The organism is Pseudoalteromonas sp. S3178, assembly GCF_005886985.1.
GTDB lineage: Bacteria > Pseudomonadota > Gammaproteobacteria > Enterobacterales > Alteromonadaceae > Pseudoalteromonas > Pseudoalteromonas carrageenovora.
Map to the genome: position 1 here is coordinate 15,312 of NZ_PNCW01000023.1, position 17,573 is coordinate 32,884.

The 17,573-nt window shown below is 39.0% G+C and carries 10 protein-coding genes; all 10 read left to right on the forward strand.

Annotated elements, in window-relative coordinates; all coding sequences use genetic code 11:
- The first annotated feature begins 1,283 nt into the window (after positions 1 to 1,283).
- The 10 genes from CWC11_RS06305 to CWC11_RS06345 all read left to right on the forward strand — a co-directional run bounded on the left by CWC11_RS06305 (position 1,284) and on the right by CWC11_RS06345 (position 17,448).
- Entirely contained in the window at positions 1,284 to 3,719 is a 2,436-nt protein-coding gene (locus CWC11_RS06305) for an alpha-amylase family protein (protein WP_138682010.1), read from the forward strand.
- Between the two features lie 73 nt (positions 3,720 to 3,792).
- Positions 3,793 to 4,032 carry a hypothetical protein gene (locus CWC11_RS06310; RefSeq protein WP_138682011.1) on the forward strand — a complete coding sequence of 80 codons (240 nt, stop codon included), beginning with the start codon at positions 3,793 to 3,795 and terminating at the stop codon, positions 4,030 to 4,032.
- Positions 3,957 to 4,490, forward strand: a complete 534-nt coding sequence (locus CWC11_RS06315) for a family 16 glycosylhydrolase (RefSeq protein ID WP_138682012.1) — start codon at positions 3,957 to 3,959, stop codon at positions 4,488 to 4,490. The genes CWC11_RS06310 and CWC11_RS06315 overlap by 76 nt, the downstream gene beginning before the upstream one ends.
- A gap of 47 nt (positions 4,491 to 4,537) precedes the next feature.
- A complete protein-coding gene (locus CWC11_RS22800; RefSeq protein ID WP_171038401.1) occupies positions 4,538 to 4,678 on the forward strand; it encodes a hypothetical protein in 141 nt (46 codons plus the stop codon).
- Between the two features lie 184 nt (positions 4,679 to 4,862).
- Positions 4,863 to 6,386, forward strand: coding sequence for a sulfatase-like hydrolase/transferase (locus CWC11_RS06320; protein ID WP_138682013.1), 1,524 nt, complete (start codon positions 4,863 to 4,865; stop codon positions 6,384 to 6,386).
- Between the two features lie 69 nt (positions 6,387 to 6,455).
- Positions 6,456 to 7,898: a sulfatase-like hydrolase/transferase gene (locus tag CWC11_RS06325; protein ID WP_138682014.1), complete on the forward strand. Its 1,443-nt coding sequence runs from the start codon at positions 6,456 to 6,458 to the stop codon at positions 7,896 to 7,898.
- 25 nt (positions 7,899 to 7,923) lie between these two features.
- Positions 7,924 to 9,795 (forward strand): CRTAC1 family protein, encoded by a 1,872-nt coding sequence (locus CWC11_RS06330; RefSeq protein WP_138682015.1) that lies wholly within the window; start codon positions 7,924 to 7,926, stop codon positions 9,793 to 9,795.
- Between the two features lie 328 nt (positions 9,796 to 10,123).
- Positions 10,124 to 13,858, forward strand: coding sequence for a TonB-dependent receptor (locus CWC11_RS06335; protein WP_249330675.1), 3,735 nt, complete (start codon positions 10,124 to 10,126; stop codon positions 13,856 to 13,858).
- Positions 13,859 to 13,920: 62 nt separating this feature from the next.
- The gene (locus CWC11_RS06340) at positions 13,921 to 15,708 is read left to right on the forward strand and encodes an Ig-like domain-containing protein (protein WP_138682016.1); all 1,788 of its coding nucleotides are present in this window, start codon (positions 13,921 to 13,923) and stop codon (positions 15,706 to 15,708) included.
- 102 nt (positions 15,709 to 15,810) lie between these two features.
- Complete coding sequence (locus CWC11_RS06345; RefSeq protein WP_138682017.1) at positions 15,811 to 17,448, forward strand: glycoside hydrolase family protein; 1,638 nt, start codon at positions 15,811 to 15,813, stop codon at positions 17,446 to 17,448.
- The last annotated feature ends 125 nt before the right edge of the window (positions 17,449 to 17,573 follow it).

Consider the following 17,573-nt stretch of genomic DNA (forward strand, 5'->3'; position numbering starts at 1 on the left):
GTATAAATGACCACTCCAAATTATCTGGATCTATAACAAAACATAAATACGCTTTTTCTATTAGTTCATAAACCTTTGTAATTATCTTCATAACTAAGCCTGAAGGCAAATTTTATTGACCACTACAAACTAATATTACTTAGCTAAAGTTCGGCTCTGTGTCAGCAGCGAAACTTAAAGTCATATTTTGTGGTACCAAGTTTATTATTGCGAATTTGCTATAATTAAAATATTAAATAATTGTCATTGGTATCGTTAAGTATCTAAATGCCGATAATATCAATCAAATCTAAACAAGGTCTTAAAAATGCTTTTATGCGTGTCGATGAGCTTTGGGGGTCAGAACCTAATACACCCGATTGAGATGAGCTAGACGCACTGGTGAGCATAATTGAAACATATGAACTAAGTTTGATTAACGATGAAAGGTTAAGGATTGATCTATAATAAAGTTAGCGTTGCATTCACCAGTTGAATTCATACTTAAAAGCAGATTATTTTGATTAGAGATTGTCAGTGAAAGCTAATAAATTCATATAGCCTTCATAATCGGTCAAACTACATGTTGTAGCGCTCAATTAATTAGCTAATGTTTCAATTTTTTTACCTATCCTCCGTTTTTTGCCCGCAAACTTTGCTTAAAAGTGCCCTTATGTCACTCAATAGGGATGTTTTTAAGTCATTTTTGTCCTTACCAAATAAGGTACAGAGGCGCGGGAGCAACACATTAATTCACTCATAAAAACCACTACGATGCAGCTTAAAAAGGCGGCATGTCATAGTGATAGAAAACTCAACCAGGTTGTTTTGGATGAAGCCGTACTTTGCTCGGGGTTGAAGGCAAAGTACCTTGCGGCCTTTTTTAGAATGTCCCGTTTCTATGTGACACATTTCAATTGTGCCTTTAATTTAGCGATTTTAAGCTTTTCATTGGATGATTGAGCGGATTTAGGTTTATCCAATAACTGGCCCCGCCAGTAATATAATGTTTGCCTATGCTTATAAAGTACCTCTTATTAGAAGTTGCAATGTAAGCCATTGGGTGTCTGGCAGACTACGGAAAGTCCATTCATCTAATACCCCAAAATCATACAGTGATTGGCTTGAGGTTATGTTTTTGGAGGACTAAATATTTATAAAGTTAAAAATATTATTTAAAAATAAATGTTGCGATGTTAAAAAAGAAATTACAAATGCAAACATATGATGTATGTTTGTGTTCAATAAATCTAAAAAACAGAATATATACTTTTAATAAATAACCTTTCTAGATGAGAGATAGCATGAGACAACATTTATTAGGCTTTACACTAGCCCCCTTATTTTTACTAACATCAGCGTGTTCACAACAAGAAAGTCCCATAGAGTTAAAAAACACAGAAACTCTTAGTTCATCTATTGCTCCACTGAATAGCTACGAGAAAACAGCTCGACTAAAAATTAACAAACTTAAGAAATTGATGGCAAAAGCTGAACATAAGCAAATTGATGTTACACGTGAAGAAAGCGTTGTGTGGTTTGCAGAACAGTTTTTAAAGTTTGCTAACTGGGATGAAAACAATTACGACGCTGTTGTTAAGTTATTTAGCTATGAACGTTACTACGCAGACACAAAAGAGCAGTTAGCAAAAGATCTTCCTGATTTTGAACGTAAAAAAGTAATTCAAATTTTAGATAAAGGTATAAGCGATTTATCTAAAGAGCTTGCAGGCGAAATTAAACGCCGCCCTGTAAATAAGGTCGATTGGCAAAATACTAAAGCACAAGACAATATGTTTGTAAGCAATGGCAAGCCAATATTTCTATATGACTATTTTTCAAAAACGGTAGGACAGCCACTTACAAATAAAGATGTTTATAACGATCATTTAGGCGCGCTCTATCATGGCGGTGAAGATTTATACCCGGTAGATCACGACCGTGCCATTAATTCATTTTTAGTACGTGAAGATGGCACTTTTGACGAAGAGTTAATGAAAGAGCTAACGCGTATCCCTGATACCAACATTGGTTTTTTAGTTTACTGGTTAATGGGTATTCCACAGTGGGTTGAAGAGCAAGAGCCTGAGGTTAGAAAAGGCCGTTCGTTATTTACAGGGTTCGATATTGATAACCCATTAGCGCGAGATATTTGGGGTAAAATAATTCGTAAAACGGGTGAACTCACTAAAGGTAAAAAAGTAACTGAAGTTGGGTTTGTGTTAGCTAACGAGCCACACTGGTACGCCGAAAAAGGCCACTGGACACAAAAATTCCAAGAAATGACCAGTATTTCTTCATACACACTAAATAAGTTTAGAAGCTGGTTAGATAAAAAATACCAAGGCGATATTAACGAGCTAAATGAAAACTGGGGAACGCATTTTAGCCAATTTGCAGATGTAGCTATTGAGATACCTATTGATCCCGCGATTAAAGGCGAGCCTAAGTGGTACGACTGGACGCGTTACAATATGGACAGAAGCACCGACTGGTTTACTTACGTTCAAAACGAACTGCATTCTGTAAATGAAGACGCCGATACGCATATAAAAATTATGCCGCGCATGTTTATGGAAGACTCGCGCTCTGGAGGTATAGATACCGAAGCATTAGCTGAATTAACAACTATGGTTGGGCACGATGCTAAGTCGTTTGGTAGCGAAAATATTCGTCCAGGTAAGTCATCTAAGTGGATTGAAAAATATGCTTATAATTGGGGCATAGTTGCAATGTTTCATGACTTTATGGAGTCAGTTGCGCCTAATAAAATTAATGTAAATTCAGAATCTCATTTTTTATCATCGGGTCAGTGGCGTGATTTAGACTCACGTACAAGCTATGTACGTAGTGTTTATTGGCTTGCAACTTTACTTGGAATGGACGCCAATATGGGTTGGTTTTGGGCACGTGATCCAGATGGTTCACCAGAGGATCGTTTAGAAGGCGACCTAGACTTTTTTGACCCAGGTCTTGGCGGTGCATTTGCGGGTTCTAACAATATGCAGCCACATGTAACTAACGAAGTTACCCAAGTAATGTTTGACCTTAATAGTTTTTCTAAAGAAATTATTGAACTAAGAGAGCAGCGTCGTCCACTTCGTTTGTTTTACTCTGAAACAACAGCAATTAATACAAACGACTATATGACAAAGGGCTACAAGCTTTATGAAAATTTATTTTTTGAAGGTTTTCCACTTGGCTTTGCCACAAAGAATGTAATTGAAAAGCAAGACAATAACAACTGGGATGCAATACTGGTTTATCGCAATAATTTTGTTACAGATGAAGAGTTTAAAGCGCTTCAAGGGTATTTAAACAAAGGCGGGACCGTTATTTTAGATTCAGCGCAAAGCCTGTCTTTAGATGAGTACGGGCATCCGCGTAAGACTAAGTTAATTGCCAGTAAAGGTAAGCTTATTGTTATGCCAAAAGGCGCTGACGTTGAAGCCATTAAACAAACTGCACTTGCAGAGGTTTCGGGTAGTACGCCTGATGTTGTTGTAAAAGTAGATAATGGTGAATCATTTAAAACCACAACATGGCGCACTGTTAAGCAAGACAATGGTAGTTACTTGGTTAATATTTTAAATTTAGGCCACACAACAGCAACCGTTGATCTGTCGCTAAAAAATGGTAAATCTATTCAAGTTAAAAACTTAATGACGAGTAATAAAATGAACACCAGCTTTGACATTCCTTCTGAGGGTGTCTTGCTTGTTGAAGTTACAGCTCAATAAATAGTTTTTTAGCGAGTACATACCTATGTGCTCGCTTTTCAATTAATACGATACATTAAGTTGTGAATAGCAAATGAAAACAAATAATAAGGTTAAATTAATAGCAATATCGTTGAGCTTAATCCTAGGTAGTGCAGGGGTTAATGCGCAGCCGATGCCTCATATTGCGCAACCAGGCGAAAATTGGATTTTACAAACTAAACGCTCAAATGAGTTTGATATTAAAGATGCTGAAAAATGGAATTTCAAACAGAAAACTATGGTGTTTGGTCTTGGAAAGATGAAAATGCCAGTGTTTCTGAAGGCATATTAAAACTAACCACTAAACGAGAAACGCATTTAAGAACGTTTTGGGATGGCTGCAATAAAACAAAAGCGCCTAATTATAGATTGTTTTACACTTCGGGAGTTGCTAAATCTAGGGCAACAGGGAATTACGGATATTATGAGGCACGTATAAAGGGGGCGGATAAATTTCCGGGAGTATCACCTGCATTTTGGATGTACAGCAAAATAGATCGTACTTTAACGAATGAAGGCGATGTGCAATATAGTGAAATAGATGTAGTTGAGTTAACTCAAAAACAGACGCTTCAGGAGTCGGACCACGACCTACATAATATTGTTATAAAAGATGGCGCACCAAAGTGGATGCGACCTGGTAGCTCGCCAGAAACAAACCATAATGGCTATCACTTACCATTTGATCCCAGTGAAGACTTTCATACTTATGGGGTTAATGTAACCAAAGACGACATTACATGTATGTAGATAATGTTTAGGTTGGCTATAAAAAGAATTTGTACTGGCACCGCGAGATGAATTTAACATTGTCGCAGGGCTTACGCTCACTGCATGCACAATGGAAATGCAATCAATTTTATCCTTCAGATAATCAGTCTGCACAAGGTTTTGCAACATCAATGGAAGTTGATTACGTGGGAGCGTGGTTAAAATAATAGAAAGCCATACAGCCCATTCTAATAAAGTGTAAATATTAGCCAAATTAAAATTTATTTGTTGCCAATGCAAACATCATATGTTTATATTATTAAAATCAATTTTATGCTTTTAGAATAAAGTACAGGCTGATTGTTAAAATACTGACGTAGCAATTTTTAGTTGTTTAAAAAGGACACACACATGAACTTATTTAAAATAAAAATGGTGATGCTGTTAGGGTGCTGCACATTATTTGCTCCCAATTTATATGCAAAAGATGCAGAGCTGAAAAACTCTGAAACCAAAAAACCAAATGTGCTTATTTTACTGTTTGATGATATGCGATTTGATACGTTTTCTTATCGCGATGGCCCTGTTTCAACGCCAAATATTGATGCGTTAGCAAACGAAGGTACACGTTTTGATCAAGCAATGACATCTACTGGCTTATGTTCTCCTTCACGCGCGGCTATGTTTACAGGACGTTGGGGGCATAAAACCGGACTTGATGATAACGTAGGGCTTTATCATTCCCGACTTTCTGAGTTATCACTTAGTGAAGGCAGCGTTATTAAACGTGCCACTAGTGTAGGTTACGATGTTAGTTACGTAGGTAAATGGCACTTAGGCGCACAAGGCCCAGCACTGCGCGGTGCTAACTTTATGTGGGGGCACGATAAAGATGAAGAGCGTAACGGCCGTCCTTTTACGCCTTATGGTACACAAAAAAATGTTGCCCGTATGAATGCAGGTGAGCGCGATGCAAACGGTGAAAAACACGAGTACTACAAAACACTTGCGGGTACATATGCAGATACAGTAACGGCTAAAGAAGTAAACGAAGGTAAGTTAATGCTCCAAAATGCGGCCAAATCAGACAAACCATTTTTTGGTATTGTTAGTTTTGAGCAACCTCATCCGCCGTACCGCGTACCAGAGCCTTACGCCAGCATGTACGACTACAAAGATATAAAGTTGCCTAAAAACTTTGGTATAGAACGTAAACATAAACCAATGGCGCAAGATGATATTTGGTGGCCTTGGCACGATGTAAGCCACATGACTGAAACCGATTGGCGCAAAGCACATAGTTTTTACTATGGTGCCATTGCTATGATTGACCACGCAGTTGGCGAGCTTATTAATACCGCCAAAGAAGAAGGTTTATACGACGACCTACACATTATTTTAGTAGGCGATCAAGGCAGCATGCTAGGCGAACATAACCTTTATGACAAAGGCCCATATGCATACGACGAATTAATGCGTATGCCACTTATTATTCGTGATCCTAGCCTTGAGCCTAAAATAATTAACCGCCAAGTTTCTATGCTCGACATAGCACCAACACTTCGCCAGTGGATGACACTACCCCTTGATGGCGACGAAGATGGACGTTCACTTTTACCATTGATGAAGCAAGGCGATAGTGCCGATGCTGGTAAAGATGATATTTCGTTATATGCCTACGAATGGTACAACGGCGGATGGTTTGGTATTAGAGCTATACGTACCCCTGAAATGAAATTTGTATGGAATCCAGGCGACAGCCGCGATGAATTATACGACTTAAAAAATGATCCGTACGAAATCACCAACCAAATAGATAATCCTAAATACAAGAAACAGCTTACTGATTTAGTGCATAAAATGGCACAAGAGCTTAAGCGTATTGAAGACCCATCATTAACTAAATTTAATCATCACATGAAAGCTTTTTTATAGCCGAGAAATGCCCTTTGGTGGGCCTTAATTGGCCTGCTATTTTTTATTATCAAAATTGAGATTGGCACTATGAAAACACACACAAAATTATTGAGCGCTTTATCATCGCTTGCTTTATTAATTGGCTCTGCGGGTATACACGCAAGTGAACAAAAACCTAATATTATTCTTATTGTTGCAGATGACCTAGGTTATGCAGATGTAGGTTTTAATGGCTCTAAAGATATCATTACCCCAAATATTGATGATCTTGCTAAATCAGGTACTTCCTTTTCAGACGCTTACGTAGCGCACCCGTTTTGTGGCCCAAGCAGAGCGGCGTTAATGACAGGTCGTTACCCACATAAAATTGGCTCACAATTTAATTTACCAACACGCGGCTCAAACGTAGGCGTGCCTACTGATGCTAAGTTTATTAGTAAATTATTAAACGAAAATAATTACTTCACTGGTGCTCTTGGTAAATGGCACTTAGGTGATGCGCCGCAGTATCATCCTAATAAGCGTGGCTTTGATGAATACTATGGTTTTTTAGGTGGTGGTCATAATTACTTTCCTGACCAATATCAAGCTCAGTATAAAAAGCAAAAGGCACAAGGCTTAAAAAATATTTTTGAATACCTAACACCGCTTGAGCATAACGGTAAAGAGGTTAAAGAGAGTGAATATATAACAGACGCACTATCGCGCGAAGCCGTTAATTTTGTAGACAAAGCAGCGGACAAAAAAAATCCATTCTTTTTATATTTAGCTTACAACGCACCGCATGTGCCTTTGCAAGCTAAAGACGAAGACATGGCGATGTTTCCTAATATAAAAAATAAAGATCGTAAAACATACGCGGGCATGGTTTACGCAGTTGACCGAGGCGTGGGTAAACTAGTAGAAACCCTGAAAAAAAATAATCAGTATGATAATACGCTTATCGTATTTATGAGCGATAACGGTGGAAAATTAAGTAAAGGCGCTAATAACTTCCCACTTAAAGCCGGTAAGGGAAGTACACAAGAAGGCGGTTTTAGAGTACCTATGTTGTTTCATTGGCCTAAACATGTACCTGCGGGTAAGCGTTTTTCGCATCCTGTATCGGCACTAGACTTATACCCAACATTTGCAGCTTTAGCGGGCGCTAAAGTTGAAGAAAACCAACATTTAGATGGTACAGATATGTGGCCTGCATTTATTAAAAATGAAAACCCACATAAAGATGAGCCTATTTATGCTCTTCGTCATCGTAAAGGTTACAGTGATGCAGCGATACGCTTAAATCAATGGAAAGCTCTGAAAGTTAACCAGCAACCGTGGCAGTTATTTAATATCGAAAACGATATTTCTGAAAAGTACGATGTAAGTAAATCTAATAAAGCACTGTTAACCGACATGGTCCGTGAAATGGAAAAATGGAGCTGGGATAACCAGCAGCCTAGCTGGTTCCATGAAACTACAGAGGGTGTGAACTGGCGGTTAGATGCTATGCCACGATTTGATAAAACGTTTAAAACAACTAAGTAAGTTTTATCAAATTCACGGAGGTTTTATGAAAGTAAAAGCAGTTGTATGGCATGTTTCTTTGTTATGCATGGGCGCAAGCTTACTCGGTTGTCAACAAGCGAGTGCCCTAGCGGGTGCTCAGCTAAAACCGGGCAAAACATTATTTACTGAGCAGCACCAAGCAATTAAATTAGAAAACAAAAACCGCCGTAAATGGGATAACGCATTAATAAGCGATTTAGACCAAGACGGTTACCCAGATTTATTACTCACTGATCATGGTTACACCATTCGTTTGTATTGGAACAATAAAGGCGTTTACGACAAAGGCCGCGACCTAATTGTGGGTGATATGCACGGTATTGGTGTAGGCGATTACGACAAAGATGGCAAAATGGATATTTTGCTTTCGCGTGGTGGTGGCTCAGGCGATAACGCGCGTAATGCTAAGTTATTTCACTTTAACAAAAGAGAAATAATTGAAGGTGGGGAGTTTTCTCCTAAATTGCCAACATTACGTGGGCGCACTAGTAAGTTTTTTGATGCCAATAACAACGGTCATTTAGATCTATTACTAATGGGGTTCCCGCAGGCTAATAGCGGTAAACAAACCAGTAATTTTATTTATAAAAATGATGGTACTGGCAATATAACCCACGCAACTGATTTACCAAAAACTAATCGAGACGGTCAAAAAGTCCTTATTACCGATTTTAATAACGATAAAATTGACGATTTAGTGATTTACGGCGACGGTGCTTTACGTGTTTTAAAAGGCAATGGCGATTTTACTTTTAGTGACGTAACCGCCAACGTTTTACCTAATAAAATAATGGATGTAACGGGTGTTAGCGAAATCGATTTTGATAACGATGGTGACTTTGATTTATATATAAGCCGCGCTAACCCATTACAAGCAGGCGATACGTTTTTTGATCCTAAAAGCCACACATTTGGTTTTTACACCAAGCGTGGACCATTTGAATATGATGACTTACTTATTGGCGATACGCTTAATTTAGTAAACTACCAATCACCTTATCCAAACCAAGATGTATTTGTAGGAGAGGGGGCATATAAATATAAATTTGAAGGTGAAAGGCACAGTGGTCAAAACGTCAATATTGTTAGCAGTAATGGCCTAGGCTGGCCCGACACTCAACCAAATAAAGGTTTGTATGTTGGTTATATAGGTAATGACAAATGGCGTATGGCGGGTAATACCTTTTCACCTACAACGGGTGTTGTAACCGGTGTTAAGCACTATACGGTTAATAAAAAACCAATAGCTCCATCAGATTTGTTACTTAAAAATGAAAGTGGAAGATTTGTAGATGTGAGTGCTAAAGCTGGCATTAAAACAAATTTAAATACGACAGGCGTAAGCGTGGGAGATTTTAACAACAACGGCTACCAAGATTTGTTTGTTGTTAAACAAGGCAATTTGGTAACGCCTACATCGCAAATACTGTACTTAAATAATGGCGATAACACATTTAGCCAAGCGACTCATTCGGGATTAATAACAAACACCTTAGGTACCATTGGCTCAGGCGCAAATGTACTTGATTACAACTTAGACGGCCAGGTCGATATTATTATGAATAACGGCAGAGGCCAGTGGCACTTATTTAGTAATCAAGCCAATAACAGTAATCACTATGCATTACTACGTGTAAGTAATTCACTTAAGCATAATGCAAGCCCCATTGGCGCTATAGCGACACTTAAAGGCTGTGGTAAAACCCTTACAAGACGCGTGTCGCCTGATGCAGCACCTTATACACAATCATTCGATAATGTGGTTCATTTTGGTTTAGGCCAGTGCAACGAAATAGATAACGTGAGTGTGCGTTACAGCAATGGCGAAGTAATAAGTAGATCTAAGGTTGGGACAGATAAAGTAATCGATCTTTGATACAACAGAGTTAACTATGAGAGGTAAAAAGCAAGGTTTGGTAACAAACCTTGCTTTTTTTTATCAGTTATTTCTTTTTGAATAATTCCCCTTCATTTTATTTTAAATATCTGCATATAAAGCAATGGGTTATATCCCATCTTGAAATGTTTATAAAAATGTAAAAAAACAAGTAAACAACTTGTAAAGCTAAACATCATATGTTTAACTTGGTCATAAGTTGGCCAGTTAAACTAATTTAAATATTGGATATATGAAAATTCGAATTGATGGCTTAACTAACAATAAAAACAGACGACATCATCACACACTGGCATTGAGACACACGATGCCGAAAACAGGAGAGCACACAATGCAGCATAACTTTAGGTTATCAGCAGTCTCTGCAGCTATTATTGTTTCGCTTATTTCATCATCTGCTTTTGCACAAGAAGATGAAGAAAAAGAGAAAATAAAATTACAAAAAGATATCGAAATAATTGAAGTCCAAGGAATCAAAAGTAGCTTACGAAAAGCGGTAAACGCAAAGCGCTTTTCCGACAACGTAAGTGACTCAATTCATGCTGAAGATGTAGGTAAATCCACAGATCAAAATATCGCTGATGCACTATCTAGAGTAACAGGAGTGAGTATTCAAGAAGAAGGCGGTGAAGGTACTCGTATATCAATTCGTGGTGCCGGACCTTCTTTAAATCAAATATCAATGAATGGCGTCGCACTTACCGGCGGGCTAAGTACCGATGGCTCTAGTGCGGGTGCTACTAACGATAACAGTGTTGATTTAAGCTCATTTTCGTCAGATATATTGTCATCTATTGATGTAATTAAAACATCCTCTGCCGATAACGATGAAGGTTCGCTTGGTGCAAGTGTTGTTTTACGTACTGTAAAGCCTTTAGATTTAAATAAACCACGACGTTCTTTTACGGTCGAGGGGCGATATAACGAATTTTCTGATGAAAATGATTCACGCATTAATTTTAGCTTTTCTGATAAATACTTCGACGACACCTTTGGCTTTATTATAACCGCCTCTAAAGATACCCAAAAAACACGACAAGATCGTATCAATACCGATTGGGCAAACGGTGCAATTCCTATTGTTGATTTAGATGATGCAACGGGCCGTACAGCACATGACACCGCTACAGGCAAAGCAATCAGGGTACTTGGCAATCAACGTGATGCTGATGGAAATAAGCTTTTTGGCGAAAATGGAGAAGCATTATTAAACCCACTAAGCTCACTCAATAATTACGATCCTGAAACGCAAATATTACATGAAGGCGATTTATTTGTTTTAGCGCGTGAGGTTATTGATTTTACATTAAATAATGATCAACGAGATCGCTTGTCAGTGTCTACAGGTTTTCAATATCGACCAACAGAGTCACTCGATATTCAACTTGATATTACCCACACGGAACAGGATGTATTAACTGACAGTCAACGACTGCGTTTAAATATGGGGCCTGTAACACCTTTAATTTATGCCGGTGATGACAATACAGCATTAAACGGGGTTGATTTATCGACCAATACTTTACAGCAATCAAGTAGCCGCTCTACAGGTGGTAACTTTGTACGGTCCTACGGACTTAGAGAAATCGATACTAATGTAGCATCACTCGATATTGATTATCAGTTAACCGACTCATTAAATATGAATGTGCGCGCTGGTTTTTCTAAAACAACAGATGAAACACCAGACGATGATGAGAAAGATCGTTTCATTTCTATTAGTACAGCTACATGGGGCACCGCAGGTCGTCAAATAGTTGAATCAATGCCCGATGGCAGCCACGAAATGGTTGGCTACGACTGTGGCGGCAATGGAGAATGTAGTTACTCAACTGGTGTTACTCCAGGGGAGTTTGATGCATTTGATGGTACGTCTAATGCGGTATATAGCCGTTTTAATCCGTATGACATGCAGCACAATCACTTAGGAAGTTTAGTGCTTCGTAAGAATAAATTAGCGGATACAAACAAGTCGCTTTTTGTTGATTTTGACTATGCGCTTGATGGTGACTTTATTAGATCGCTCGAGTTTGGGGTTAAGTGGTCAAATCGTAAAAAAGATGTTTCTATCCAAAATAGAGCAACTACTAATGGCAGTGACTTAATAGATTTAGAAGACCCAGATCAAGCGTTTGAAGTACGCGGGCTTGGTACAATTCGCTTAGCCGATATAGTGGCTGATAGTGCCTATCCTTACGATAATTTTGGTGAAGATATTCAATCAGATCGCTCTGCTCAGTTTTTTAATGGCTGGCCGTTACTTGATGCCGAAAAAGCGCTTGAAATTGTATCAGGTAAAGATGCGGGCGAAGTAGGTATACGCGAAACCATTACAGGCAGTCGTAATATTGAAACCGAAACAAAAGCCGCTTATTTTAAAGCAAACTTTGAGCTGATGGATGGCAAGCTAACAGGTAATTTAGGTCTTAGGTATGTCAAAGATGATACAACAGCAACTGGAGTAGGCGGTATTAACTATACGCGTTTTCCACAAATGGTTGATGCGTACAATTTGTTAGTTGAGCGTGGTTTAGCAAATACAAATTTAGATGCCTGCCCGGCAGCTGTTATGGGGGTTTCTGATTCGGGTCAGTTTGATCATCGTTACACACCAGCGAATGATGCTGAGCTACAAAACTGTTGGGCATGGCAAATCACTCATGCTTATAACCGCTCAAACCCAGCTACTTTCCCTGTTGATCCGCAAACGGGTCAGTTTGTAATTCCCGGGGCTGATGGCAACACCGGACTGGGTGTAAATCAGCAAGTGTTTGTTGATGAAAATGGCAACATTATAGCTAACAATGCCTTACCTTCTTTAGTTTACGACAGCAACGGAAATTTAGTTCCAACGTCAGCTAATGCGTGGGCTCATTTTTCACGTAGTGGACAGATATGGCCATTTTTAGATAGAACAACGTCTTTCACTGGCCTTCAGGGTAGTGGCCGAGAAGTACAAGACCGAATTGCATGGGTAACAAAAAAAGGTGGGCATGACGCTTATTTACCTAGCTTGAATTTAAATTATGCTATTAATGAAGAAATGATTGCACGTTTTGCTGTTAGTAGAACCATGACGCGTCCTCGGTTTGATTCATTAAACCCACGCACACAAATTTTTGAGCAACAATGGGACTCTGCTAATGGCTCAGCAGGTAATGCAAATTTAAAACCGCTTAAATCAACCAATCTCGACTTTTCTTTCGAGTGGTATTTCAGTGATTCAGGTTTACTGTCGGCTGCATTTTTTTACAAAGATATGAAAGACTTTGAAGAAACGGTTGTTGTTCCATATCACTACAAAGACGTAAGGACTGAATACGATTTACAAACAGCCGATTTATTACTTGATTACGATGAGAGTAGAGCACCAGGTGGCGAAGAAGATTGTATGCCACTTAGGCAAGTTGCAGGCTTTTTTGACCAATGGCGCATTGAGTGTGACGTTGTAAACGTAACCACAGTAACCAATGGTAAAGGCGCCGATATTAAAGGTGTTGAACTAGGTTACAACCAAAACTATGACTTTTTACCAAGTTATTGGGGTGGCTTAGGTTTAAACATGAACTATACCTACCAAGATTCTGAGTCTGATCGTCAGCAGGTAGGTAATACCGATATATTTTTAAAACCACTACCACAACCTTACACTCCAAAGCATTCCCTAAATACAACACTGTACTGGGAACAAAAAGGGATTCAATTACGTTTAGCGAGTCGCTACACCGGGGAGCAGTTAGTTAACCGAGGTTTAGTTGGCGGTGCTACATGGCAAGAGGCAACCCACCGTTTGGACTTTAGCTCAAGTTATAAAATTAATAAAAACTTTAGCTTAACTTTTCAGGCACTTAACTTAACTGATGAAACTAACCGAATATATTACACCAGTTCATTTACGCGTAATGCGTTTGAAGCTAACTCGCAAGAAGTTGTAATGGATGAAGGTAATGCGATTGAAGATGGCAGTGTAACTACTTCACGTACAGCTTCCGTTTGGAAAACAGGTCGTCAGTTCCGTGTTGGTCTTCGCGGTACCTTTTAATTGAAAAACTATTAGCAGCGGGCCACGTTAGGCGCGCTGTCTTACAAACTTTGGAGAGTAAGATGAAACATAACTTACTAATAAAAACAGTAATTAGCAGTGTTATATTTTCAGTATTAACAGGGTGCGGCGGAACGGATGAAGGTTATGATCCGCAGTTTAAATCTGATTTAGCACTTGTTATCGATACTGCAGTGATCACGAGCACATTAAATGAAGAGTCCGGAGTACAAGAAATTGATTTACTGCAAGGTATAACGATCGACGGTAAACCAGCCTCTGGGTCAGGAGCAACCATAAACGTGAGTGAATTAGAGTTTGTGGTTGATAATAATTTCACTACCCCACAAACAAGCGCTAATACTATTGCATCGCACCGAATTTCACCTTTCACTCAATCAAGTGATAGCACTAAATTAGTTATAAATACCGATGCATTTTCGGCGGCATTAAGACAATGCGACCAAACCGATATAAAAGGCGCTTTAGATGGCGATGGTAACCCTATTGCTGATGGTAACTTAGACTTTCCGAGCCAAGTTATTTATAACATTACATACTCTATAAATAATGGAGCAACTATTGCTGCGGGCGGAGCACTGCCTATACGCACATTACAATTAACTATAAATGCGATTGATGACCCTGTATCTGAAGTAACTGTTTCACCAATAGAGATCCCTGCTGGTGGTCAAGCAAGTGTATTTGCATCAGCGATACCAAATTACGCGTGTAACCCCACACTTGTTTACTCAATTGCAGATGAAGATATTGCAACCATTGATGAAAATGGCCTTATTAGCGCTAAAAATACCGGTGAAACGACTATTACAGCTACAAGTGTTGATAACCCCGAAGCATCAGCAAACGCGACACTTAAAGTGACAGGTGCTTTTAGTCTTGCAATAACAAACGATGATAAAAACGAGTTAGGCGCTTCTTCAGGTAACAAGGACGTTCCAATCTGTGTGGCCAGTGGTGTAGAAGTGCAGCCCGCTTTACTAAACGCAGAGCTAAGCGGCGAATATACTTTTGATTGGACACTTAACGATGAAGTTTCATTTACTAAAAGCTTAACCGCAAAAAGTGGTTTTGGAGAAGTACTTGCCGTTAAGGCTCCTACAACAATAGACAGCTCAAATACAGTAACGGTTGAACTTATTGATGGCAATACAGCAAGCACACCTTTATCGCTCATTTCGCAAAAAAGTATTACGGTTAATACTGTAAATAACCAAATGTGTGAGCCGGGTGTGTCTGAACACGAAGCAGGCTTTAACACCGACTTTAACCTCAATGGTGAAGGTGCACCTTATAAGGGCAATGCCACTTATAGCGTATCGGCAACCTCAGTGTCGGGTAATGGGCGATCGCTTGAAATTACAGCGGGTACTGCAACTCAAGGGGAAGCGAATACACCGTACTCTTTTGCAAGTCAGCAAGTTTGGAATAAACAACGTAACTGGTATAGCGCCAACTATGGCCGTGGTGCCGAGTCTGTTGGTAAAACATACCGTTATGCCGTGTGGGTTAAGTTAAATCAAGTGCCAGCAGAGCCTATAACACTTCGTCATGTTGTAGTGCCTTGGGTTTATGATGGAATTCCTGATGATGCACAAGGTTTTACAGGGCGTTATTCACAGGCGGGGTTATTCAGCGTAGAACTAGATTCAACCACTCAGTGGCAATATATTGAATTTACTGAAGATACAACTAATTCACGAGAGTGGGCAATTCCCACTACATGGAGCTCAGTAACCGATGTGTTCACCTTGTGGGAAGTGTATGGCATGGCAACAGGCGATTCAATCCTGATAGACGACTACGAAGTCGTTCGCACCGACCAATAAACATCCAAATAAAATGACCTACTGCCACTTTCAAGCTTAGGCAGTAGGTGATTGTATACCCAAAAAATATCTGAAAATTCTATTTATATACTAGGAATACTAATGATGCTCACACACAGAAATAAAGCTTTGTTTTATACAATATTATTAAGCGGGTCGATCAGCTCAGCTTATGCTGCCTCAATTGGTAACAAACCAGGATACTTCACCAATACAATATCTAATACCGTCGAATCGACAATCACTAATACAGGGCAATGTAGTACTAGTAATAGTGCATCTACTCCAGGTCAATGCACAAATAAGATTGTAAATGCACTCAATGCTGCATCAGCGGTAAGTGGTGTAGTAGTCATCAAAAAAGGCACGTACACATTAAATAAAATTTCAATGCCCTCTAATGTTCGCCTTGAAATAGAACCCGATACTATTTTAAAAATGAATCAAAATATTTTGTTTGATTTTGGTAAAAAAGGCGGTAATGCAGACAAGGCGGAAAATATTGAAATAACAACAACGGGTCCAAAAACCAATGCGACGAAGAATGATCGTTTTATTATTGATGTAAACACAAATACAGTTTTTCAGGATAAACGGATGGTGAGAGTTGGTTATGCCGAAAACTTCTCTATTTCTCGTTTACATCAAAAAGATAACTTTTCGCAAACACCTAATATATTTCTAGTTGCTGATGATAATGGCCAACCAGGTGTTCAATCTGACTCTGGTGGTACTAATATAAATCGCAATGTTGTATTTAACTCAAGTTATTCTCGCATACCTAAAAAAGGTTATTTAGCTGATATTAGCGGAGAGAAAATAGCAACAGGGTATGCAGTTATTCAACCTTTTAGTGGCGAAGATTTATATTTTAAAAATATAAGTGCTGAGCGTGGTATTACAGTGCGCATAGAGCCTGGCAGTGGTTTGGTAACCGATCGTTTAAACCGAGCAGGCCCACGCCACGGTGCCTACAGAAATATAGTACTTGATAGTATTAGTAACACGGGTGGTTTTGCCGCAATATTTTTAAAACCGCATGCAAAAATAAACGAAAACATAAAAATTAAAGGCATAACTAAAGGAAAAAATAGCACCTTTGCTATTTGGGTTGACTCTGGTAGTGCACCTGTTTGGGCCGATAGTAACGATATAGGTTATACGCGCGGCTATTTTACTGACACAACAATTAGTGGAACTGTTAAGCACATTGTTACTGATACAAACTTTCAGTCAGATATTACTAAAGCCGGTAGCTATTTTTTACCTCGCGCGGGTATTCGTGATACAGCCTCAAATGGCTCTAACGGTAATTTTCAATTATTTAAGTTACCACGTGATGGCTCAGGCGCTCGGTGGTTAGGTCAACCTATTGCGCCAATTGCAATTGCATCCTCATATTCTCAAAACAACGTCGGTAACGATTTAGTTAAACGTCATGATAACCCATTACTTACAGTTAACGGCAATATTGAAGCGCCAACTCAAGCATCTTCAGAGGATTTAGATGAGGGTAGTAGCAACGCGCTTAAAAAGCGCTACAGAAAATTTGGTGGACGTTACAGCATTAAAATTGACGCTGTAATACAAGCTGATGCAGATCTTGATTATTCATTATTAGGACTTAATGCAGGTGATATTACACGTAATCGATCGACTATTTATCGCGAAAATGCCATTGATGGAACTAATCAAAATGGTGGCAGTATTAAAAGCGCCACCGATTTTATTACCAAATAACTGCGTCGTTTAATTTTAATCCCTTAGTTAGTTTAACTATGGGATTTTTGTTTTGAACTCGTAATTAGGGCGTGTTGAACTTTGGTGGGTGAATTTGCAGCAGACTGTTTGGTTTTTAGGCAAGG

Excerpts from the sequence above, each read along its gene's own strand:
- CWC11_RS06305 (WP_138682010.1), top strand. The coding sequence starts at position 1,284 with ATGAGACAACATTTATTAGGCTTTACACTAGCCCCCTTATTTTTACTA.
- CWC11_RS06310 (WP_138682011.1), top strand. The coding sequence starts at position 3,793 with ATGAAAACAAATAATAAGGTTAAATTAATAGCAATATCGTTGAGCTTA.
- CWC11_RS06315 (WP_138682012.1), top strand. The coding sequence starts at position 3,957 with ATGGAATTTCAAACAGAAAACTATGGTGTTTGGTCTTGGAAAGATGAA.
- CWC11_RS22800 (WP_171038401.1), top strand. The coding sequence starts at position 4,538 with ATGAATTTAACATTGTCGCAGGGCTTACGCTCACTGCATGCACAATGG.
- CWC11_RS06320 (WP_138682013.1), top strand. The coding sequence starts at position 4,863 with ATGAACTTATTTAAAATAAAAATGGTGATGCTGTTAGGGTGCTGCACA.
- CWC11_RS06325 (WP_138682014.1), top strand. The coding sequence starts at position 6,456 with ATGAAAACACACACAAAATTATTGAGCGCTTTATCATCGCTTGCTTTA.
- CWC11_RS06330 (WP_138682015.1), top strand. The coding sequence starts at position 7,924 with ATGAAAGTAAAAGCAGTTGTATGGCATGTTTCTTTGTTATGCATGGGC.
- CWC11_RS06335 (WP_249330675.1), top strand. The coding sequence starts at position 10,124 with ATGCCGAAAACAGGAGAGCACACAATGCAGCATAACTTTAGGTTATCA.
- CWC11_RS06340 (WP_138682016.1), top strand. The coding sequence starts at position 13,921 with ATGAAACATAACTTACTAATAAAAACAGTAATTAGCAGTGTTATATTT.
- CWC11_RS06345 (WP_138682017.1), top strand. The coding sequence starts at position 15,811 with ATGATGCTCACACACAGAAATAAAGCTTTGTTTTATACAATATTATTA.